This is a genomic window from Pseudomonas allokribbensis (assembly GCF_014863605.1).
GTDB lineage: Bacteria > Pseudomonadota > Gammaproteobacteria > Pseudomonadales > Pseudomonadaceae > Aquipseudomonas > Aquipseudomonas allokribbensis.
Window position 1 is genome coordinate 5,039,714 of the sequence record NZ_CP062252.1, and the last position, 21,580, is coordinate 5,061,293.

Here is a 21,580-nt window from a genome sequence, read left to right on the forward strand (position 1 = left end):
ACCATCGATCAAGGCGATAGTTCATGGCCTCTCAAGAAGTGCTGCTCGCGTTTGTCCAGGCCGCCACTCAAGGCTCTTTTTCGGCGGCGGCGCGCAAACTCGGGCGCAGTCAGTCGACGGTGAGTGCGGCGGTGGCCAGTCTTGAGATCGATCTGGACCTGATCCTGTTCGACCGCAGCAGCCGCAAACCGACCCTGACCCCGGCCGGTCACGTGATGCTGCAACGGGCCGAGGCGATTCTGTCGGCCACCAGCCGCCTGGAAATGACCGCCCGGCAATTGGCCCAGGGCGTCGAGCCGAAACTCACGGTGGCGATTTCCGACACTTATCAGTCCGACCGTTTCGAAGCCGCATTGGTGGGCTTCGAGCAGCGCTACCCGGATCTGGAGCTGGAATGCCTGATCGCCGAGTGCGATGACCTGATCGAACTGGTGCAACGCGGTCGGGCGCACCTGGCATTCGCCGAGATGCAGGACAACTACCCGCCGGACCTGGCGACCTCGACCGTCGCCGAACGCACTGAAATCGCCCTGTTCGTCGGCCGTAATCATCCGTTGGCGACGCAGGAATCCATCGATCAAACAGTCCTTGAACAGCATCGCGAGCTGCGCCTGGCCACCATCGTCAATCCCTATGACAGTCGCGGCAAAGGCCGGGTGTGGTCGGCGCCGAGTTATCTGATGCTGCTGGAGATGGCCGAAAAGGGCTTCGGCTGGGCACCGCTGCCGCGCTGGCTGGTGGAGCGTTTCGGTAACGATCTGCTGGTTGAGCTGAAGGTGCGCGGCTGGCCGAAACCGGTGTTCGTCGATGCGCTGTGGTCGCGGCTGTACCCGCCGGGGCCGGCGGGGAGCTGGTTGCTGAGCAAGATGCTCGAGTGACGATTCAAGCGGCAATCGCCGGCGGCCGATTGTGTTGAAAGTGCTCATGCAACCCGCGCATCGCCGGCAATTCCAGCGCCTGCGCCGCGTAGCACAACCCCACCCGCCGGGTCGGCGCCGGCAGGTGCAGCGCACGTACGACGATGCGTTCATGCCCGCTCACCAACGACTGCGGCAACATCGCCACGCCGACACCCGCCGCCACCATGTGCAACGCCTGTTGCAGTGAACCGGCATGCCCCGCCACCGCTTCCGGCGAGCGTCCGTAAAGCGCCATCAACCGCTGATGGGACGGATGTTGCGGGCAGGTGATCCAGTCCTCGATCGGCGCCCAGCCTGCCTGCGCGTTGGCCATCGGATGGTCGAGTGGCAGCGCCATCACGTAAGACTCTTCCCACAGCGGCAGAAACAGTTCGTCCTCGCAGCACATTTCCTCGACCGCCAGCCGACCATCGCCGTGGCAGCCTTCCTCAAGCGTCAGCAGCAGATTGGGCAACGCCTGATGGGCCATGCGCACAAAGGCTTCGATGTGACTGGCGGCGATGTCACCCTCGATGCCGAGGGTCAGCGGCGCGCGGTTTTCGCGGCCGCGAAACATCCGGCTCAAGGCCTCGGATTCGGCCACCATCCGTCGCGCCTGCGGGTACAGCAGCCGCGCTTCGTCGCTGACCTCCACACCACGGGGCTGACGCACGAACAGCGTCGCGCCGAGTTCTTCTTCCAGCTGTTTGATGGTCACCGACAACGTGGGCTGACTGATGAACAGCCGTTGTGCGGCAGCGGTGATGTTGCGTTCCTCGAACACCGCGAGGAAGGCTTTGAGATGGCGGATATCCATAGGAAATTCCGATAGCAGACAGAGGAATAAGGCATTTTTCAGCCTCCAGCGGGCTAAATATACTGCGCTTCGAATCTGGTCATTTGTTTTTCTTATCTCAGGAGTTCAACCATGAGCAAGCCATTGATCATCATCACCGGCGCCAGCTCGGGCATCGGCGAAGCCACCGCACGGCGCTTGAGCGCTGCCGGTCACCCCCTGCTGTTGCTGGCGCGCCGTATCGAACGCCTCGAAGCGCTGGCACTGCCGAACACCCTCAGCCGCCGCGTCGACATCACCGACCGCGCCGCGTTGCTGGCCGCTGTTGCCGAGGCTGAGGCGCAATTCGGCCCGGCCGATGCGCTGATCAACAACGCCGGGGTGATGCTGCTGGGCGAGATGAGCAAACAGGACCCGGCGCAGTGGGACCAGATGCTCGACGTCAACGTGAAAGGCTTGCTTAACGGCGTGCACGCGGTGGTCGCCGGGATGATCGAGCGCAAGCACGGCACCATCATCAACGTCAGCTCGGTGGCCGGGCGCAAGACGTTCCCGAACCATGTGGCGTACGTCGGCACCAAGTTTGCGGTGCACGGGTTGTCGGAAAACCTGCGTGAAGAGCTGTCGCCGCATAACGTGCGCGTGACCACTATTGCGCCGGGGGCGGTGGAAACCGAATTGCTGAGCCACACCACGGATGAGGCGATCAAGACCGGGTATCAGGCTTGGAAGCAGGACATGGGTGGGACGGTGCTGAGTGCCGAGGATGTGGCGACGGCGATTGCTTATGCGTATGGGCAGCCGCAGGGGGTTTGTATTCGGGAGATTGTGATGGCTGCTACCCGCCAGCAAGCCTGACTCGACGTTTACTAAAGGGGATTGCGCAGCGTCAGCTCGCGCAATCGTCCCTCGATAAACCGCCGCTCCGGCTCCTGCCGCGTCAACGCCAGCGCCCGCGAATAAGCCGCCCGCGCCTCTTCAACCCGCCCCAACTGCCGACAAAACTCCGCCCGTGCCGAATGCGCCAGGTGGTAATCCTGCAACTCCCCACGGTCCAGAATTCCTTCAATCAAGGTCAACCCGGCCAACGCCCCATCACGCTTGGCCACCGCCACCGCCCGGTTCAACTCGATCACCGGCGACGGCACCGCCCGCAGCAACACGTCATACAGACCGACGATCTGCGCCCAGTCCGTCTCCCCTGCGGTCGGAGCTTCGGCATGCACCGCCGCAATCGCCGCTTGCAGGCAATACGGCCCGAAGCGCCCGGTGGTCAGCGCCCGCTCCACCAGATCGCAGCCTTCGGCAATCAGCTCGGCATTCCACAATCCGCGATCCTGATCATCCAGCAGAATCAGCTCACCGCTTGGCGTCGACCGCGCCGAACGCCGCGACTCATGCAACAGCATCAGTGCCAGCAAGCCCATGACTTCCGGATCCGGCAATAACTCCAGCAGCAGACGTCCCAGACGAATCGCCTCACGGGTCAAATCCTCGCGGGTCACCTGGGCGCCGCCGGACGCCGAATACCCCTCGTTGAACACCAGATAAATCACCCGCAGCACACTGTCGAGGCGCTCGGGCAATTCGCTCAGGCTCGGGACTTGATAAGGGATTTTTGCATCACGAATCTTCGCCTTGGCGCGCACGATGCGCTGGGCAATCGCCGCCGGGGCCGAGAGAAATGCGCGGGCGATTTCCTCGGTGGTGAGATCGCAGACTTCGCGCAGGGTCAGCGGCACTTGCGCGTCCGCCGCCAGTGCCGGGTGGCAGCAGGTGAAGATCAGGCGCAGGCGATCATCTTCCACGTCTTCAACGTCCCATTCGGACTGTTCCAGCTCCTCCAGTTGCGCCAGCAACAACGGCTGCGACGCTTTGAACCGTGCGCGCCGACGCAACACATCAATCGCCTTGAAGCGCCCGGTGGACACCAGCCACGCCCGCGGATTGTCCGGCACGCCGTCGCGCTGCCAACGCTCGACCGCGACGAAGAACGCCTCGTGCAAGGCTTCTTCGGCGAGATCAAAATCGCCGAGCAGGCGGATCAGGGTCGCGAGGATCCGCCGCGAGTCTTCGCGATAGACCTGCGCGACCCGGGCCGCGACCTCAGACATTCAACTGCCGCACGGGACGCACTTCGACGCTGCCGACCCGGGCCGCCGGAATGTTGCCGGCGACCTGGATCGCTTCGTTGAGGTCCCGCGCGTCGATCAGGTAGAAACCGGCCAACTGCTCCTTGGTCTCGGCGAACGGGCCGTCGGTGATCGACAACTTGCCGTTGCGCATGCGCACCGTGGTGGCGGTCTGCACCGACTCCAGTGCTTCGGCGGCGACCATCCGGCCGCTGCCCTGGATCGACTCGGCATAGGCCCAGCATTCGGCGTCTTCCGGGCTGTCGGGCGACGAATGCAGCAGGCGCTCATCGCTGTAGACCAGGCATAAATACTTCATGGCGTTCTCCTGAATCGGACGGATCAACTATGGCTGAAGATCAGGGTTTCACATCAAACAGTGTCGAGCCAGTCATCGGATCGAACGGCGCCGACCAGTGTTCGTGGGCGATTTTCCACGCCCCGTCGACCAGCCGATAGCAGGCGGTGGCGCGCATCCAGCAACTCTGGGTTTCGCCTTTTTCATTGGTGCCGCCGCAATTGGCGACCCAGTGGGCGAAGGCGATGTTGTCCCCGGTCTCGATGGCGATTTCATGGAATTCGAAAATGTGCGGGCCGGGGCACATTTCCATGCAGGCCACCCAGTGGGCGCGGTAGGCCTCCTTGCCCTTGAATTGCAGGGCCTTGATCGCATCGAACGAGAGGATGTCGTCGGCGTACAGGGTCATGACCTTTTCCACGTCCTTGGTCATGACGGCCTGACGGTAGGTGTCGATCACGGCTTGAATCTGCGCTTGCGTACTCATGGGTTTTCTCCCTGGTTTTTGTTGTGAAGACACACTTGGTCGCTTGGCGATTGGCCGGATCGACAGCTGAAACAAAAAAATTCCAGAGAACGCAAAATCGCTAGAATCCGAGGCTCATCTTTGTAGGAAAAAGGAAATTCCCGTGTCAGCCCGACTCGTGCCTTACGAAAGCCTGAACGCCACCCAACGCCAACAGGTCGAGGCCATTGAAATCCACGCCGAGCAGATCAAGTTCTCTGGCGACATCCACGGCGCCCTGCACACGCTGCTGTCGAAACCCGGCCCCGGCGTGAAAGGTTTTGCGCTGCTGGCCGAGGACGTACCGGTGGCATTTCTGCTGCTCAAGCGCCCGCCGGTCCTGCCGGAATGGGCCGATGAACACAGCGCCACCCTGCATGCGTTGCAGGTCGATCACCGGGCCCAGGGCAAGGGTTATGGCAAGGCCTGCCTGCTGGCGTTGCCGGAGGTTGCGCGCCAGGCCTGGCCGGAAATCAAAGGACTGGAACTGTCGGTGGACGCCGACAACGACGCCGCGATTGCGCTGTACGCCAAGTACGGTTTCGTCGACAGCGGCGAAGCGTACAAGGGCCGCATCGGTTACGAGCGGCGCATGGGCCTGTTCTTCTAATCGTCGAGGGATCAACGATGATCGATTCAATCGAAGCGCTGGAAGCTATTTACGGATTGCCCCACGAACGGGCGGTGCGCAAGCAGATCGGTTTTCTCAACGAGGACTATCAGGCGATGGTCCGGGTCTCGCCGCTGGTAATTGTCAGTTCGGTCGGTGCCGACGGCATCGACGGTTCTCCGCGCGGCGATGCGCCGGGGTTTGTGCGGATCATTGACGAGCGCACCCTGGCCCTGCCGGATCGCCCGGGCAACAACCGCATCGATACCTTGCGCAACGTGCTGCACGATCCACGGGTATCGCTGCTGTTCATCATTCCGGGGATTGGCGAGACGTTGCGGGTCAATGGCACGGCGACCATCAGCGCTGATCCGGAGTTACTGGAAAGCTTCGCGGTCAACGGCAAACCGGCGCGCACGGTGTTGTTGGTGACGGTGGAGGCGGCGTTCTTTCATTGCTCGAAAGCGTTCGTGCGTTCGGACGCGTGGAATCCGCAAACCCACTTGCCGCGCTCGGCGCTGCCAACGGCAGGCGCGTTTCACAAGCGCCTGAACGAAGGTCAGTTCGATGCCGAGGCCTACGACCGTGAGGCCCCGACGCGGGTGCGTGAAACGCTCTACTGAAGTCTTTAGAGGGTCAGAATCATCTCGTGCCACGCCATCCCGCCGTGGTCGGACTCGGACGGTTTGATGTAGGCAAAACCGAATCCGGCGTACAGCGGGATGTGCCGATCCTTGCACATCAAGTGAATCGTCGCCTTGCCCTGAGCGCGCATGCGCTCGATGAATTCGCCCAGCAGGCGCTTGGCCAGGCCTTGGCCTTGATAGTCCGGGTGCACCACCACCGACATGATCACCACGTTCGGCCCCGCCGGATCGTGGCCGATCAGTTCCTTGAACGCCTCGTCGGACATCTGCACTTCAAACGCCGCGCCGGAGTTGATGAAGCCGGCCACCTGCCCGTCCACCTCGGCGACGATGAAACCGTCCGGCCAGGTGGCGATGCGCGTGGCGATCTTCTCGCGGGTCGCGGCTTCGTCGCCTTCATAGGCAAGGGTTTCGATGGCGTAGCAGCGATCCAGGTCGGCGGCGGTGACGTGGCGGATGACGGTGTTCATGGCGGCTCGAAATCAGTGGAAACAGGGCCGCCAAGGATAAAGGAATAAGGTGTTCATATCGATCCGCATGGGCGGCGTAAAGCCTGCGTATAAGCGCTTTTCTTCGGATTCGGGACGGTCTATTCCTGACCACTGTCTCTGATCACCCGAAGGGGAACAGTTTATGAGCAGCATGGAAATCGGTTTGTTGATGGTGTTGGGTATCAGCTTTTTCGGCTTCATCACCCTGGGCATCGACCTGTTGCGGGCACGACGGATCAAGGGCAAGTAAGGCTTGATCGGCAGCGCGAAGCGGGTTCGCGCTGCCGGTCGTTCATCAGGTTTTCTTTTCCACCGGGACGCAGATTTCCAGCTTGCCGGTATTGGTTTTCGGATTGAAGTCGGCGCTGTAGCGTTCCAGCTCCGGGGCGTTGAGGCCCTTGTATTCAGATGCCGGCAGCCAGATTTTGTAGATGTACTCGATGGTCTGCGGCAGAAGATCCAGCGAACCCTTGTGTTCAAACACCGCGTACTGACGCGGGAGGATTTCGATCCACGGATACTTTTCCTGCGGGAAGTCATCCAGCTTGCGGATTTCGACCCCGGCCATGTAATCGAAACCGCCGTTGCCGTCGAAATTGCTGCAAACGCCGTAGGTCACTTCGCCCTTCTGACCCGGAATATTTCCGATGTGCGGGATCAGTTTCTCCCACAGCGCGGGGATGTCCTGGACGGTCTCTTTGGTGAAACGATCGCGAAAACCTGCAATCAGCAGGAAGTGTCCATGTTCGAAGCGAGGTTCAGCCACTTCGACGCGTTTTTGCTCATCCATGACTCGACTCCTTGGAACGAAAAAAGTGGGTTCGGCTGGGAGTATAGAAGCCAAACCCGATTCGCACATTTACAGCGTGTGCAGGGCCTCGACGGCACCGGACCCGACGAACTCGTTATAACCGGATACGATCACGTAGACCGCGAAATAGCAGAAGATCGCCGCCGATGCCATGTAGGAATAGCGCAGCAGTTTGTCACCCAGCAGTTTGCCGCCATGGCTCGCGGCGAAGCACAGACCCGCCGACCACAACAGCCCGGCACACAGGAAGCCGCCGAGGAACAGCGCCGAACTGAGCGGACCGCCGCCACCGGAACGGGCGATCAACGTGCCGCCCACGGCCGCGAACCAGAGGATGGCGCTCGGCGACGACATGGCGAGAAAAATCCCACGGAAGAATTCCTTGCGATGGGAGTTCTGGCCGACCTCCGCCGTCTCCGCCAAGAGCGCTTCGTGGTGGATCGCCGAATAGATCATCTTCGCCGCGAAGTAGATCAACAGCGCCGAACCGCCGATCCACAACACCCAGCGCACGGTTTCGTATTGCAGCAAAACGGTCATTCCGACCAGGGCAAGAACGGCGTAGATCAAGTCGCCGACGCAGGTGCCGAGGCCCAGCGCGAAGCCCTGAAAATAGCCGCGCTGCATGGCCAGGGTGATCATCGCGATGTTGGCCACGCCGATGTCCAGGCACAGCGAAAGGCTCAGCAAGAAGCCGCTGGTGAATTCCATTAACCGTTTTCCTTGGGAAAAAATTGTTGTCGTGCACGCTGGACAGTCTGCCATCGCTGCCCTTATCTTCCGCCACAGGTCACCGCAGTGACCAGCGTCGCTCGGACGGTTCCGGGCGCTTACGTTATCCGAGGCAACAATGGCTGAACAAGGTTCGCCGCGCCGCTTTGCGCGCATAGATCGACTCCCCCCTTACGTTTTCAACATCACTGCCGAGCTGAAGATGGCCGCCCGACGTCGTGGCGAAGACATCATCGACTTGAGCATGGGCAACCCCGACGGCGCCACGCCGCCGCACATCGTTGAAAAACTGGTGCAGGTTGCACAACGCGAAGACACCCACGGTTACTCCACGTCCAAGGGCATTCCGCGCCTGCGCCGGGCGATTTCCAACTGGTACAAGGAACGCTACGAGGTCGATATCGACCCGGAAAGCGAAGCCATCGTCACCATCGGTTCCAAGGAAGGCCTGGCTCACCTGATGCTGGCGACCCTGGATCAGGGCGACACCGTGCTGGTGCCGAACCCGAGCTACCCGATTCACATCTACGGTGCCGTGATTGCCGGCGCCCAGGTGCGGTCGGTGCCGCTGGTGCCGGGCGTGGACTTCTTCGACGAGCTGGAACGGGCGATTCGTGGCTCGATCCCGAAACCGAAGATGATGATCCTCGGCTTCCCGTCCAACCCGAACGCGCAGTGCGTGGAGCTGGATTTCTTCGAACGGGTGATCGCCCTCGCCAAACAGTACGACGTGCTGGTGGTGCACGACCTGGCCTACGCCGATATCGTCTACGACGGCTGGAAAGCCCCGTCGATCATGCAGGTGCCGGGCGCCAAGGACATCGCGGTGGAGTTTTTCACCCTGTCCAAGAGCTACAACATGGCGGGCTGGCGCATCGGTTTCATGGTCGGCAACCCGGAACTGGTCAACGCCCTGGCGCGGATCAAGAGCTACCACGACTACGGCACCTTCACCCCGCTGCAGGTCGCTGCGATTGCCGCGCTGGAAGGCGATCAGCAATGCGTGCGCGACATCGCCGAGCAGTATCGCCAGCGCCGCAACGTGCTGGTCAAGGGCCTGCATGAACTGGGCTGGATGGTCGAAAACCCGAAAGCCTCGATGTACGTCTGGGCGAAGATTCCCGACGCCTACGCGCACCTCGGCTCGCTGGAATTCGCCAAGAAGCTGTTGGCCGAAGCCAAGGTCTGCGTTTCGCCGGGCGTCGGCTTTGGTGAATACGGCGACGATCACGTGCGCTTCGCGCTGATCGAAAACCAGGACCGGATTCGTCAGGCGGTACGCGGGATTCGCGGGATGTTCCGGGCGGATGGCCTGGTCACCAAGTAACTTGCGAATGTCACCCACAAAAAAACCGCATCGCTGCGGTTTTTTTGTGTCTTGCGTTCGAGGTTAAACGAACAGCGACAGCAGCAGGATAAAGCCCAGCGCAACCACCGACAGGATGGTTTCCATCGCGGTCCAGGTCTTGAAGGTTTCCGCCACGGTCATGTTGAAGTACTGCTTCACCAGCCAGAAACCGGCGTCGTTGACGTGGGACAGGATCAAGGAACCGGCACCGGTGGCCAGCACCAGCAACTCACGGTTCACGCCCGGGATCATCCCCACTACCGGCACCACAATGCCCGCGCCAGTGATGGTCGCCACGGTGGCCGAACCGGTCGCGATACGGATCACCGCTGCTACCAGCCACGCCAGCAGGATCGGCGAGATCTGCGCGCTGACCGCCATGTGGCCGATCACGTCACCCACACCGCTGGTCACCAGCATCTGCTTGAAGCCGCCACCGGCACCGATGATCAGGATGATCGCGGCGGTTGGCGCCAGGCTCGCATCCAGCCACTTGAGCATCTGCTGAGAACCGATGCCCTGCTTGGCGCCGAAGGTGTACAGCGACAGCAGCAAGGCCAGCAGCAGCGCCGAGATCGGGTGACCGATCATGTCCATCCAGGTGCGGAAGAAATGACCGTCCGGCAGCGCCACGTCGGCGAAGGTTTTCAGCAGCATCAGGAACACCGGCAGCAGCACGGTGACCAGGGTGATGCCGAAGCTTGGCAGCTTGGCCGAATCGGTTTCACGGGCCAGTTGATCGACCAGTTCCTGATTCGGATGACCCGGGATGTGCTTGGCGATGAACGTACCGAAGATCGGACCGGCAATGATGGCGGTCGGCAGCGCGACGATCAGACCGTAGAGAATGGTCTTGCCGATGTCGGCACCGAACACGCCAATGGCCAGCAGCGGGCCCGGGTGCGGTGGCACCAGACCGTGCACGGCGGACAGGCCGGCGAGCAGCGGAATACCGATCTTGATGATCGACACGCCGGTGCGGCGAGCGACGATGAACACCAGCGGAATCAGCAGCACGAAGCCGATTTCGAAGAACAACGGAATGCCCACCAGGAACGCGGCGAACATCATCGCCCACTGAACGCGCTCTTTGCCGAACGCGCGAATCAGGGTCTGGGCGATCTGATCGGCACCGCCGGATTCGGCCATCATTTTGCCGAGCATCGTACCCAGCGCGAGGATGATGCCGACGAAACCGAGCACACCACCGAAGCCGTCCTGGAACGCTTTGATGATGGTGCCGATCGGCATGCCGGACGTCAGACCGAGAAACGCGGCGGCGATGGTCAGGGCAATGAAGGGATGGAGCTTGAACTTGGTGATCAGGACGATAAGCCCGATCACCGTGACCACTGCATCGAGCAGCAGGTAGGCGTCATGGGACATGCCAAACATTGGGGGTGTCTCCTGGTTTGTTGTTGTTATTAAAGCGGGTTAATCAGAAGTCGAAAGGACAGCGCTATCTTCGCAATCACACTCATACCGCCTGTTTCAGGCCATGGGCCTGCCACCAGACGTGGGCTTGCGACGCCAGTTCTTCAACGCTGTGGATCGAAGCATTCAGGGCCAGGGTCAACGGCTCGCCCTTGGGCGATTCGAGGGTGGCGAACTGGCTTTCGATCAAGGTCGCCGGCATGAAGTGGCCCGGACGATGGGACACACGTTCGGCGGCAACTTCAGGCGTCAATTCAAGGAACACGAAGCCCAGGCCCGGCAAGGCGCTGCGCAGACGTTCGCGGTAAATGTGCTTGAGGGCCGAGCAGGTCAGCACCGGGCGTTCGCCCAGGGCATCGACGCGGCGCAGTTCATCGCACAGGCTGTCGAGCCAGCCGGCACGGTCTTCGTCGTTCAGGGGGATCCCCGCGCTCATCTTTTCGATGTTCGCGGCCGGATGGAAAGTATCGCCTTCAATGGCAGTGGCGCCGCTCAATTGGCACAGGGCCTCGCTGACGCACGTCTTGCCGCAACCGGCAACGCCCATGATGACCAGGGCGGTGATGGGATGATTCATGAAACACCTCAGCGCGCAGACAGCGCTACCTTTGCTAACTATGACTCTAGTGCACAGGCAGAAATTGCCGACGCCTTCTTGTCGTTTTTTTGGGTTGCAGCAGGTTGGGTCCCAACGCCAAAAAGCGAGGATCAGGCAGGACCTCGCTTACGCATTTGCAGCTGCATAAGGACAGCGCTACCTTAGTGCCTTGATTTTTGTTTGGCAAGCCGCCCGATGACCACCCCTAAAAACGATAAAAACACCCGCACCACCGGCCGTCCCACCCTCAATGAAGTCGCCCGGCTGGCCGGCGTCAGTCCGATTACAGCTTCTCGCGCCTTGCGCGGGGTCAGCACCGTCGCCACCGAACTGGTGGAAAAAGTCCAGAAAGCCGCGCTGGAACTCAACTACGTGGTCAACCCCGCCGCCCGCGCCCTGGCCTCGGCCCAGAGCCATTCGGTGGTGGTCCTGGTGCCTTCGCTGGCCAACCTGTTGTTCATCGACACCCTGGAAGCCATTCATCGGGTGCTCACGCCCAAAGGCTTCGAAGTGCTGATCGGCAACTTCCACTATTCCCGCGATGAAGAAGAAAACCTGCTGCGCAACTACATGGCTTATCAGCCACGGGGTTTGCTGCTGACCGGTTTCGACCGTACCGAAACATCGCGGCGGATGATCGAGGCCAGCAACATTCCCTGCGTGTACATGATGGAACTGGACAGCGCCGCCGGAGTGAACTGCGTCGGCTTCTCCCAGCTCAGCGCCGGGGAAACCGCCGCCGAACATTTGCTGTCCCGTGGCCGCAAGCGTCTGGCGTACATCGGCGCGCAGCTCGATCAGCGCACCCTGCTGCGCGGTGAGGGCTTTCGCAAAGCGTTGCAGAAGGCCGGTCGCTACGACCCGGATCTGGAAGTGCTGACCCCGCGTTCTTCGTCCGTGGGCCTGGGTGGCGAGTTGTTCCTGCAACTGCTGGCGGCGCATCCGGACGTCGATGCGATCTTCTTCGGCAACGACGACCTGGCCCAGGGCGCCCTGCTCGAGGCCCTGCGCAACGGGATCAAGATCCCCGAGCAAGTGGCGATCCTCGGCTTCAACGACCTGCCGATGTCCGAGCATATGGTGCCGCGCCTGAGCAGCATCAACACCCCGCGTGAGGCCATCGGCCGGCGTGCGGCGGAGCAGATGCTGACGCTGATGGCCGGCAACAGCGTGGCGCGACCGGTCGAGGACATGGGCTTCGAATTGAAGGTGCGCGAAAGCACCTGACTCAACCGCCCAGCAACGCCACGAGAGCCAGCGCCCCCTTCTGCAACGGCTGGCTCTTGAGCCACACCGCGTGCACCGGCAGCACCAGACCGTTCTCGATGTTGCGGAAGTTCAGCCGTTTCAATCGCCCCGAATCGAGCCACGGCTGCACCACCGACAACGGGAAATTGCCCCAGCCCAACCCCGCCTCGACCATCTCCAGCGCCGTCTCCAGGCTGTCGGTGCGCCAGTGGGATTCGGCCACCAGTGGCCGGGTTTCGCTGATCGGCAAGTCGCGACTGCCGACGACGATCTGCCGCACATGCACCAGATCTTCGAGAAACAGATCCTGCCCCTGCAACAGCGGACTGTCCGCCGCCAGCGTGGCGATCATCCGTTCACTGCCGACAAACTGAAAGCGCTCCAGCACGTTCACACTCAACCCGGCGAACGCCAGGCACACGCTGACCCGGCCACTGTGAAGCATCGCCAGCACGTCATCCTGCGGCGCGGTCAGCACTTCGATGTCGAGCAGCGGGTGGCGCTCACTGATGTCCTTGATCGCCGCCAACAACCGTCGGCGATCGATATCCGCCGCCACGCCGATCGACAACTTGCTCTCCAGCCCCAGCGACAACTGCACCGCATGCACCTGCAATTGCTTGAGCTGATCGGCGATCAGTCGCGCATGGGGCACCAGCGACAGCGCCATCGCCGTGGGTTGCGGTTCGCGGTGACTGCGATCAAACAGCGGGTAGCCGAGTTCGGCCTCCAGATTGCCGATGGCCATGCTTACCGCCGACGGGACTTTGCCCAATGCCCTGGCTGCGGCGGAAAACGAGCCGCGCTCAATCACTGCGAGAAACAGCTCGATGCTTTCGCTGTTGAAATTCACATCATCTACCTATCAATAAAACTGAAAGCTACTGACTTTTTCTGTCACCTCAATTGAAGCTATCTTTCGCCGTCTTCGCCAGCTCCACTGGCCACAAGTCGCAAGAAAGAGGCAATTCCCCATGCAAGGCGTCAAACGCAAACTGGTCTACGTGTCGCTCTATGAAGTGATCGGCATGACCTTCTCGGCCCTCGGCCTGGCCCTGTTGTCCGGCACCTCGCCCGGCAGCACCGGCCCGCTGGCGGTGATCATCACCACCATCGCCGTGACCTGGAACTTCATCTACACCTCGCTGTTCGAGCACTGGGAAAGCCGTCAGGTGTCGCGCACTCGCACAGTCAAACGCCGTATCGCCCACGCGGTCGGCTTTCAATTGACGCTGATCGTGTTCCTGATTCCGCTGATCGCCTGGTGGATGAACATCAGCCTGGTGCAGGCCTTCCTGCTGGATCTGGCGCTGATCGTGTTCATCCCTTGCTACACCTTCGCCTTCAACTGGCTGTTCGATAAGGTGTTCGGCTTGCCGGCCTCGGCGCTGCCGGATCCGGTGCCCGCAGCATGAATCGCTAATTGGTAAGCGGATATTGCAAGAAATCGGCGGTTTTCCCGTACCAAGCGCCGATATAAACAATCCTTGATTTCCGATAGCAGGCTAAGCTTTTCCATCATAAAAAAATGGATCGGCCCATGACTGCACACGCCCCCGCCGCCGCGCAAAGCGATGGCATCGACCCGATACGCGCCGCACAGATTTCCGCCCGCATCGACCGTCTTCCGGCGGTCGCCACGATCTGGCGGCTGGTGGCGCTGCTGTCGATCGGTGGTTTCTTCGAACTCTACGACCTGTTCCAGACCGCCTACATCAGCCCCGGCCTGATCCGCGACGGCATCTTCGCCACCGGCAATCAGGGCGTGTTCGGTTTCTCCGATCAGGCCGCGTTCGCCTCGGCGACGTTCCTCGGTTTGTTTCTCGGCGCCAGTCTGCTCAGTCCGTTGGCGGATCGTTTCGGACGGCGGGCGATCTTCACCTTCGCGCTGGTCTGGTACACCGTGGCCACGGTGCTTATGGGGGTGCAGAGTTCGGCGCTGGGGATCATCTGCATGCGTTTTCTGGTGGGCATCGGCCTCGGCATTGAGCTGGTAACCATCGACGCCTACCTCTCGGAACTGGTGCCCAAACGCATGCGCAGTTCGGCGTTCGCCTTCGCGTTTTTCGTGCAGTTCCTGTCGGTGCCGGCGGTGGCGCTGATGTCTTGGTGGCTGGTGCCGCAGGCGCCGTTCGGGGTGTCCGGCTGGCGTTGGGTGCTGCTGGCCAGTGCGGTGTTTGCGCTGTTCATCTGGTGGCTGCGCAAACGGCTGCCGGAGTCGCCGCGCTGGCTGGCCCAGCATGGTCGCTTCGATGAAGCGAACCGGATTCTCGATGACATCGAAGCGCGCTGCGAGAAGGATCACCGCCAACCACTGGACGCACCGGAAGCGGTAGCGGTAGATGTCGAAGGCAAGGGCCGTTTCGCCGACATCTGGCAACCACCGTACCGGCGCCGCGCACTGATGCTGATCGTCTTTCACATCTTCCAGGCCATCGGTTTCTTCGGCTTCGGCAACTGGCTGCCAGCGTTGCTTTCCGGTCAGGGCGTCAGCGTCACCCACAGTCTGATGTACGCATTCATCATCACCCTCGCCTACCCGCTCGGGCCGCTGCTGTTCGTCAAATTCGCCAACCGTTTCGAGAACAAATGGCAGATCGTCGGCTCGGCGCTGGGCGCCATGACCTTCGGCACCTTGTTCGCGTTGCAGACCAGCGCCTTCGGCCTGATCTTCTGCGGGGTGATGATCACCTTCTGCAATGCCTGGCTGAGCTTCAGTTATCACTCCTATCAGAGCGAACTGTTCCCCACCAACATCCGCGCCCGGGCGGTGGGGTTCTGTTACTCGTTCAGTCGTTTGTCGACGGTGTTCAGCAGCCTGTTGATCGGTCTGTTCCTCGACCACTTCGGCACGCCGGGCGTATTGGCGTTCATTGTCGTCAGCATGTTGATTGTGATGCTGACCATCGGTTATTTCGGCCCCCGCACCCGCAACCTGGCGCTGGAAAACATCGCCCATCGCTGACAGGCAACGGTCATCTTCTGCCGCCGGACGGCAAAGGATGACCGCTTCCGAAAACCCACAACGCCTTAACCTGTTGAGTTCATGGGATTTTTTCTGACGGCACGGTAATTGCTGCTTTACCGCCGACAGCAATTACCACAAGGTCCTTCATCATGTTGGTCAGTTCGAAACAGGCGAATTTGATTCATCTGCCCAAGCGCATCACCGAAGACGCCACCGCTTCGGCGGCTGCCGGTCTGCAAGGCGGGCTCCACGGCGCGATGCTGCAATCGCTGCAAAACCAGACGCAGGCGCAAACCACTGACGCCACCAGTCAGATTCAAAGCTCGGCCACGCAACTCGCCACCCAGCAGGTCAGCGAAGCTACGCGCATCAGCGACAACGTCGATGAAGCGTTCGCCAAGACCCGCGTCGGCCTGCAGACTTCTGACGCTTCGCAGACCAAGGCCACCGGCACTTCCGCCACCGACGAGTTCAAGGACTACATGAGCAAGTCGCCGGAACAGCGTCTGCGCGACAGCATCCTCAAGGAAATGGGTTTGACCGAAGACGACATCAAAGCCATGCCGCCAGAGAAACAACTGGCCATCGGCAAAGAGATCGCCGATCGCCTGCAGGACAAGATGAAACTGGCCGAAGCCGAGAAGCAGAACAAACAAGACGCCAACTCGGTCAAGATCAGCGACCAGTCGGCAGACAAGTTCCTCGCTTCGCTATGACTCGCAGCGCAATGAAAAAAGGATCCCAAGGGATCCTTTTTTTTTCAGCCGTAAACCGTCAGTTCAACTGCAACGTCTCGTTGAACTGGCTGATCGCATCCACCACATGCCGCGAGCCCTGCTGAATCTCGCGGATCGCGTCGCCCGCCTCGTTCGCCAGTTCCACCCCGAGCCCGGTGCGGCTCAGGCTCGACTGCATGCTCGACACCGCACTCAGTGACAACTCATGGTTCTTGCGCACCACATCGACGATCTCCAGGGTCGCCTGACTGGTCCGCGCCGCGAGGCTGCGCACTTCATCCGCCACCACCGCAAAACCGCGTCCGTGCTCACCCGCCCGCGCCGCTTCGATGGCCGCGTTGAGTGCCAGCAGGTTGGTCTGGTCGGCAATCCCGCGAATGGTCTGGACGATGGTGCCGATGATGTCCGACTGCTTGCTCACCGCATCGATGCTCAGCGCCGCTTCGTTGAGGTCGCGGGAAATGTCCTGAATGATCTGCACCGTTTGCTGCACGACCTGTGAGCCTTTTTGCGCGCAGGCGTCGTTTTGTACCGAGGTGCTGTGGGCCGATTCCGCAGCGGTCTGCAAGGTGGTCATCTGGTGGGTGATGTCGCTGGCGAACTTCACCACTTTGTACAACCGGCCCTTGGCATCGAACAACGGGTTATACGAGGCTTCGAGGTAAACGGTCTGCCCGGACTTGTTCTTGCGTTCGAAGCGGTGCGAGTGATATTCGCCGCGATTGAGCGAGGCCCAGAACGCTTTGTATTGCGCGGATTCGGCTTCGGCGCGATGACAGAACAGGCTGTGGTGATGGCCGACAATTTCGTTGAGCGAATACTGCATGGTCTTGAGGAAGTTGTCGTTGGCCGAGATCACATTGCCTTCCGGGGTGAATTCGATCACGGCCATCGAACGGCTGATGGCGGCGAGCATGCTCTCCTCTTCTTTTTCCTTGTTCACGCGCGCCGTGATGTCCGACGCCACTTTGATCACGCTTCTGACTTGTTTGTCCGGGCCATACACCGGCATGTAACTGGCCTCGAGCCAGATCTCCTGACCGCGCTTGTTCAAACGCAGGAAAGTCCCGCTGAGCGGTTCACCACGGGCCAGATCACGCCACAACTTGGCGTATTCCTCGCTGCGGTAAAACGCCTCTTCGCAAAAGACCCGGTGATGTTTGCCACGCACTTCCTCGGCGCTGTAGCCCATGGTCTTGCAGAAGTTCTCATTGGCATCCAGAACGATGCCCTCGGGGGTGAATTCGATCATCGCCATCGAACGGCTGATCGCCTCCAACTTGGCGTTGGCTTCGGTCAGGGCACAACTGAAGCGTTCGATTTCCTGCAGGTCAGCCTTGTGATGTAGGTTGAACATGTCTCTATCACCTTCCGCGCGGTCTTTTGATTTGATGAAAGTTCAGGTCTTTCAGAATCCACCACTACGTTCCACAGAACAGGCACACGCATTCCTCCACAGGAGGAAGTTGTCAGGTGATCAACGATGATTAATCAAAGAGTCCATGCAGCGACGCTCTAATCAAGACATCCTTCTCTTGATAGCCCGCGGGCGGGCCATTCCTAACGTGCAGAAGAACTTCCATTTAAAAACATGCTCCTTGTCGGTTCAGTGTCGGTGCCTTGGATTGCGCACTCTGGCAGCTTTGTTCATGACTAACCGATTGCCGTCGAGGCGCATTGGATGGCGGTCGACATAGTTAGTTACGTGTGAGCATAGACAGCGCAAAGCCTTGCGCAAGGCCACTAGTCGGCCAGTACCACGGGGAGTTTGGACAAAAAACGGACAAGAATCGGTTCAGCGGCGGGGGTGTTGGTTGCCATTGCGACAGACTCGCAATGGCAACTTTTGAAACTACGCAATTATCGGATAAGTACTACAGACTCCCACTGACTTTATTCGCCACTTCACCCGGCACCCACGATTTCCACACTTGCGGTTGATCGCGCAGGAAGGCTTCGGCGACCTGACGTGGCTGCTGACGTTTCTCGCTCATCCCGGCCAGGGTCTGGTTCAGCAGATCGATCGGCAAATCGACCTTTTCAAAGAACGTCACCAGTTCCGGATACTGCGCCTTGAACGGTGCCGACACGCCAATCGCCAGGCTCGCCGGCATCGAGCGGGTGCCTTTCGGATGGGGGTTGTTGGCGTCGGCAAGGGTTTTCCAGGCTTCGGCGTCGAACGGCGGCTCTTCCAGCTTCACCAGTTTGAAGCGACCGAGCAACGGTGTCGGCGACCAGTAGTAGAACAGCACCGGTTTGCCTCGCTTGATCGACGACGCCACCTCGGCATCCAGCGCCGCGCCGGAACCGGTGCGGAAGTTGACGAAGCTGTCGTTCAGTGCATAGGCCTTGAGCTTCTGGCTGTTGACGATTTCCGAGGTCCAGCCGGTCGGGCTGTTGAGGAAACGCCCGCGACTCGGGTCTTCCGGGTCCTTGAACACATCCTTGTAACGCGGCAGGTCGGCCACGGATTTCAGCTCCGGCGCCAGCGGTTTGATCCCGCGCTCGGGGTCGCCCTTGATCACGTATTCCGGCACCCACCAGCCTTCGGTGGCGCCCTTCACCGTGTCGCCGAGGCCGAACACCTTGCCTTCGGCGGCGGCCTTGACCCACGCAGGACTGCGCCCGGCCCATTCTTCACCGATCACTTGAATGTCGTTTTTTGCCAGCGCCGCTTCGAGGCTGACGGTGCTGCCCGGCAGCGTGTCAGTCGGGTAGCCGTAGCCTTTTTCGACGATCAGGCGCAGCACTTCGGTGATGAAACTGCCGCTTTCCCAGGTGATGTCGCCGAAGTGGATCGGCGCGGTTTTTTCCGCTGCCACGGCGTGGCCGGCAGTCAGGGTCAGGGCCAGCAGCGAACTGCCGAGCAGGGTTTTGATCGATCTCATGCGGACCTCTTGTTCTGGGAGGAAATCAGGGTTTGGTTGGCGCTGTGGCGGTTGCACAGGGCCTGGGAACGGGTCATGTACATGCTCACCGAGCGCTGGGAGATGCCCAGTTCGGCAGCGATTTGCGGGTAGGTCAGGCCGTCGATGCGCGCCAGCAGAAAGGTCGAGCGCACCTTGCCCGGCAGGCGCTGGAGCGTCCGGTCCAGATGCTTGAGGCTCTGCGACAGATCCGCCAGATCTTCGGGAGACGGCGCGTGATCGAGGTCACTCTGTTGCAGTTGATGCAGATGCCGACGCTCCAGATCGCCCCGCCGCCAGCGCTCATACAGCAGCCGCTGGGCGATGGTGGTGAGCAACGCGCGGGGTTCGCGGATGGCGGTCAGGCCCGGAGCTTCGAGCAGTTGCGCAAAGGTTTCGGCGGCGATGTCTTCGGCGCTGGCGGCATCATTCGATTGCCGGCGCAGACGTGTGCACAACCACTGGTAATGGTCGCGAAACAACGTATTCACATGATTGCGATGGGATGAGTCGGCGCCGGACATGGGGGCTCCTTGGTCAAGGGTCGCTGAATGTCCGGTCGTCCGGTGGCGCGATCCTAGCAAGGTGCCTTATGCGTTAAAAATACTTAAAAAGAATTTTTATATTCCATTAATGAATTAGTCGAAACCGCTAACGCAAGCGGCCATAACCCAGTTCTTCGGCCTCGCGCTGATAATCCAGCAGGACGAGGTAATCGCTTTCGCTGGCAGGCAGGACTTCGGGCAGGCCTAGGATGCGGGCGACGTCGGGCAAGTCTTGAAGGCTGCGGTTCATCGCCCGGCGTAGCTGTTCGATCTGCGTGTCCGAAGCACTGGCAACGGTGATGAAAGGCAAGGTCGGGCTGAACGCACTGCGCGCCACCACCCGCAAGCCATTGACCTCTTCGGCGGCGTGCTGCGCCAGGTAGGCAAAGGTCACGCTGTCGATGGCTGCCAGATCGGCGCGATCTTCGCGCAACCAGCGCAGGCTTTCGCGATGGCCGCCACTGAGGCCGACCGAAGCGAAAAACTCACCGTCCCGCTGCAACGGCGCCAGACGCTGGCGCAACAGGTTCATGCCGCTGTTGGAGTCCTCGCTGTTGATCACCCCGCGACTGTCGAAGAACTCCGCCAGACTGCGGCGCGGATCATTGACGCGGGCAAGGATCAGACTGCAATGATTGCCGGCAGTGGCATCCGGCAATTCATAGCGCGGACGGCCGACAATCCTGACCTGGCCACGCAGTGCGGTCATCAGCGGATAGCCGCAGGTCTGGGTCAGCAGCAACTGCGGCGACAGCCAGAGGTCGGGCAGCGACAAGCCTTCGGCCTTGAGTCGCGAGCGGCCCAGGTGATCGAGAATCCGCGCCAGCCACTGTTCGTTCGCCGCGCGGATCGGCTCGGGGGCGATGTACATCAACAGCTCTGCGTAACCTGACGTCATGGTGGCCTCAACTAAACGGATGCTGCGGACTGTCGATCGGTTTGATGCCGTGCCGGCGCCACAGTTGCCCATAACCTTGCACCAGAAATCCACCGCTGCGCGCCACCCATTGCTCCCGGCGCATGCGATAGGCCTTGGGCAAGTCGTACCACGCCAGCTTCGGCAAATCGTGGTGCACCAGATGGAAGTTCAGGTTCAGGAACAGCCAGCGCCACGGCCATCCGGCTTCGTTGAGCACCGTGCGTTGTTCCGGTTGTGCGTGTGGCCGGTGTTCATAGTAAGAGCGAACCATCGCAATCGACAGCGCCGGCACGCTGATCAAAAACAGGTAATGCCCCACCGGCAACACGCTGTAGCGGGCGATGAAAAACAGCATCAGCAAGGTCAGGGTTCCGTGGGTCAGCCACATCAGCCAGGCTTGCCGTTCGCCGCTTTTCAGGCGTTGCAGTTGTTCATTGGCCAGCGCCAGCAACGCCAGCGGTGCGCCTATTACGAATCGGCCGAGCACGGTCTTGTTCAGCCAGTGCAGGCTGCGTTCGAACAGCGAACTGCCGTGCCAGCGCTCTGCGCTCAGGTAACGGCTTTCGGGGTCGACGCCGGGGATCGTCAGGTCCTCATCGCGATGGTGCTGCAAATGGCTGTCGCGATAGAGCGTGTACGGATACCACACCGCAAACGGCGCATAGCCGAGGACTTTGTTCACCGAAGTCCAGCGCGTCGGATGACCGTGAAGTAATTCGTGCTGCACCGACAGCCACAACACCAGCAACGGAATCAGCAGCAGCGTGCTCCACCAGAGGCCCAGCCATCCGCTGCCCAGCACAATCGCGAACCAACCGGCGTATACGCCGATCAGCAACAGCCAGGTCGGCCAGTCGGTTCGGGCGGTGAAGCGCTGGCGCAGGGTTTCGATCTGTTGGCGATGGGCATCGTCGAAATAATGGGGCATGGCGTGGCTCGGAACGAGGGTCTGATCG

Annotated in this window: 24 protein-coding genes and 1 pseudogene; 9 read left to right on the top strand and 16 right to left on the bottom strand. The window is 60.9% G+C overall.

What is annotated here, in order from left to right; all coding sequences use genetic code 11:
* Positions 1-23: 23 nt before the first annotated feature.
* The gene (locus IF199_RS23060) at positions 24-878 is read left to right on the top strand and encodes a LysR family transcriptional regulator (RefSeq protein WP_102621316.1); all 855 of its coding nucleotides are present in this window, start codon (positions 24-26) and stop codon (positions 876-878) included.
* A 4-nt stretch (positions 879-882) separates the two neighbouring features.
* Here the strand turns inward: IF199_RS23060 and IF199_RS23065 are convergent, their stop codons facing one another.
* Positions 883-1,716 (bottom strand): LysR family transcriptional regulator, encoded by an 834-nt coding sequence (locus tag IF199_RS23065; RefSeq protein WP_102621315.1) that lies wholly within the window; start codon positions 1,714-1,716, stop codon positions 883-885.
* 111 nt (positions 1,717-1,827) lie between these two features.
* Between IF199_RS23065 and IF199_RS23070 the strand changes: the two genes are divergently transcribed.
* Entirely contained in the window at positions 1,828-2,553 is a 726-nt protein-coding gene (locus IF199_RS23070; RefSeq protein WP_011335572.1) for an SDR family oxidoreductase, read from the top strand.
* 11 nt (positions 2,554-2,564) lie between these two features.
* Here IF199_RS23070 and IF199_RS23075 read toward each other — a convergent pair whose 3' ends face one another.
* From IF199_RS23075 to IF199_RS23085, 3 genes are read right to left on the bottom strand one after another with little or no spacing between them, the layout of a single operon-like run.
* Positions 2,565-3,809: an RNA polymerase sigma factor gene (locus IF199_RS23075; RefSeq protein ID WP_192558800.1), complete on the bottom strand. Its 1,245-nt coding sequence runs from the start codon at positions 3,807-3,809 to the stop codon at positions 2,565-2,567.
* Positions 3,802-4,146, bottom strand: coding sequence for a YciI family protein (locus IF199_RS23080; RefSeq protein WP_007951101.1), 345 nt, complete (start codon positions 4,144-4,146; stop codon positions 3,802-3,804). Before IF199_RS23080 ends, IF199_RS23075 begins: the two co-directional genes overlap by 8 nt.
* A 40-nt stretch (positions 4,147-4,186) precedes the next feature.
* The gene (locus IF199_RS23085; protein WP_102621312.1) at positions 4,187-4,612 is read right to left on the bottom strand and encodes a YybH family protein; all 426 of its coding nucleotides are present in this window, start codon (positions 4,610-4,612) and stop codon (positions 4,187-4,189) included.
* 142 nt (positions 4,613-4,754) lie between these two features.
* Here IF199_RS23085 and IF199_RS23090 point away from each other — a divergent pair, with 142 nt between their 5' ends.
* Together IF199_RS23090 and IF199_RS23095 are read left to right on the top strand one after the other, a co-directional pair.
* Positions 4,755-5,240: a GNAT family N-acetyltransferase gene (locus tag IF199_RS23090; protein WP_074688267.1), complete on the top strand. Its 486-nt coding sequence runs from the start codon at positions 4,755-4,757 to the stop codon at positions 5,238-5,240.
* Positions 5,241-5,257: 17 nt separating this feature from the next.
* Complete coding sequence (locus IF199_RS23095) at positions 5,258-5,863, top strand: pyridoxamine 5'-phosphate oxidase family protein (RefSeq protein ID WP_192558801.1); 606 nt, start codon at positions 5,258-5,260, stop codon at positions 5,861-5,863.
* A 5-nt stretch (positions 5,864-5,868) separates the two neighbouring features.
* Here the strand turns inward: IF199_RS23095 and IF199_RS23100 are convergent, their stop codons facing one another.
* The 3 genes from IF199_RS23100 to IF199_RS23110 form a co-directional block, all read right to left on the bottom strand.
* A complete protein-coding gene (locus tag IF199_RS23100) occupies positions 5,869-6,357 on the bottom strand; it encodes a GNAT family N-acetyltransferase (RefSeq protein ID WP_192558802.1) in 489 nt (162 codons plus the stop codon).
* A 316-nt stretch (positions 6,358-6,673) separates the two neighbouring features.
* Positions 6,674-7,168 (bottom strand): GyrI-like domain-containing protein, encoded by a 495-nt coding sequence (locus tag IF199_RS23105; RefSeq protein WP_192558803.1) that lies wholly within the window; start codon positions 7,166-7,168, stop codon positions 6,674-6,676.
* A gap of 69 nt (positions 7,169-7,237) precedes the next feature.
* The gene (locus tag IF199_RS23110; protein ID WP_192558804.1) at positions 7,238-7,900 is read right to left on the bottom strand and encodes a LysE family translocator; all 663 of its coding nucleotides are present in this window, start codon (positions 7,898-7,900) and stop codon (positions 7,238-7,240) included.
* A gap of 139 nt (positions 7,901-8,039) precedes the next feature.
* Here IF199_RS23110 and alaC point away from each other — a divergent pair, with 139 nt between their 5' ends.
* Positions 8,040-9,248, top strand: coding sequence for an alanine transaminase (gene alaC / locus IF199_RS23115; protein ID WP_192558805.1), 1,209 nt, complete (start codon positions 8,040-8,042; stop codon positions 9,246-9,248).
* Positions 9,249-9,311: 63 nt separating this feature from the next.
* Here alaC and IF199_RS23120 read toward each other — a convergent pair whose 3' ends face one another.
* Positions 9,312-10,664 (bottom strand): GntP family permease, encoded by a 1,353-nt coding sequence (locus tag IF199_RS23120; protein WP_096818205.1) that lies wholly within the window; start codon positions 10,662-10,664, stop codon positions 9,312-9,314.
* Between the two features lie 82 nt (positions 10,665-10,746).
* Positions 10,747-11,280, bottom strand: a complete 534-nt coding sequence (locus IF199_RS23125) for a gluconokinase (protein WP_007951121.1) — start codon at positions 11,278-11,280, stop codon at positions 10,747-10,749.
* Between the two features lie 216 nt (positions 11,281-11,496).
* Between IF199_RS23125 and gntR the strand changes: the two genes are divergently transcribed.
* Positions 11,497-12,528, top strand: a complete 1,032-nt coding sequence (gene gntR, locus IF199_RS23130; RefSeq protein WP_192558806.1) for an HTH-type transcriptional regulator GntR — start codon at positions 11,497-11,499, stop codon at positions 12,526-12,528.
* Between the two features lies 1 nt (position 12,529).
* On the opposite strand, the gene IF199_RS23135 is transcribed toward gntR, so the two are convergent.
* Positions 12,530-13,402 carry a LysR family transcriptional regulator gene (locus IF199_RS23135; protein ID WP_192558807.1) on the bottom strand — a complete coding sequence of 291 codons (873 nt, stop codon included), beginning with the start codon at positions 13,400-13,402 and terminating at the stop codon, positions 12,530-12,532.
* A gap of 121 nt (positions 13,403-13,523) precedes the next feature.
* On the opposite strand from IF199_RS23135, the gene IF199_RS23140 reads away from it, so the two are divergent.
* The 3 genes from IF199_RS23140 to IF199_RS23150 all read left to right on the top strand — a co-directional run bounded on the left by IF199_RS23140 (position 13,524) and on the right by IF199_RS23150 (position 16,233).
* A complete protein-coding gene (locus IF199_RS23140; protein ID WP_096818211.1) occupies positions 13,524-13,964 on the top strand; it encodes a PACE efflux transporter in 441 nt (146 codons plus the stop codon).
* Between the two features lie 125 nt (positions 13,965-14,089).
* The gene (locus tag IF199_RS23145; RefSeq protein ID WP_192558808.1) at positions 14,090-15,514 is read left to right on the top strand and encodes an MFS transporter; all 1,425 of its coding nucleotides are present in this window, start codon (positions 14,090-14,092) and stop codon (positions 15,512-15,514) included.
* A 152-nt stretch (positions 15,515-15,666) separates the two neighbouring features.
* On the top strand, positions 15,667-16,233 hold the full coding sequence (locus tag IF199_RS23150; protein WP_192558809.1) for a hypothetical protein: 567 nt from the start codon (positions 15,667-15,669) through the stop codon (positions 16,231-16,233).
* Between the two features lie 58 nt (positions 16,234-16,291).
* Here the strand turns inward: IF199_RS23150 and IF199_RS30660 are convergent, their stop codons facing one another.
* From IF199_RS30660 to IF199_RS23175, 6 genes and pseudogenes are all read right to left on the bottom strand, one after another.
* Entirely contained in the window at positions 16,292-16,831 is a 540-nt protein-coding gene (locus tag IF199_RS30660; RefSeq protein ID WP_371320920.1) for a methyl-accepting chemotaxis protein, read from the bottom strand.
* 9 nt (positions 16,832-16,840) lie between these two features.
* A pseudogene (locus IF199_RS30665) lies at positions 16,841-17,611 on the bottom strand (PAS domain-containing protein); the annotation flags it as partial.
* A 517-nt stretch (positions 17,612-18,128) separates the two neighbouring features.
* Complete coding sequence (locus IF199_RS23160; RefSeq protein ID WP_096818220.1) at positions 18,129-19,142, bottom strand: ABC transporter substrate-binding protein; 1,014 nt, start codon at positions 19,140-19,142, stop codon at positions 18,129-18,131.
* Entirely contained in the window at positions 19,139-19,684 is a 546-nt protein-coding gene (locus tag IF199_RS23165) for a sigma-70 family RNA polymerase sigma factor (RefSeq protein ID WP_102621301.1), read from the bottom strand. The genes IF199_RS23160 and IF199_RS23165 overlap by 4 nt, the downstream gene beginning before the upstream one ends.
* A 127-nt stretch (positions 19,685-19,811) precedes the next feature.
* Positions 19,812-20,603 carry a phosphate/phosphite/phosphonate ABC transporter substrate-binding protein gene (locus tag IF199_RS23170; protein ID WP_096818222.1) on the bottom strand — a complete coding sequence of 264 codons (792 nt, stop codon included), beginning with the start codon at positions 20,601-20,603 and terminating at the stop codon, positions 19,812-19,814.
* 7 nt (positions 20,604-20,610) lie between these two features.
* A complete protein-coding gene (locus IF199_RS23175) occupies positions 20,611-21,552 on the bottom strand; it encodes a fatty acid desaturase (protein WP_192558810.1) in 942 nt (313 codons plus the stop codon).
* Positions 21,553-21,580 lie beyond the last annotated feature (28 nt).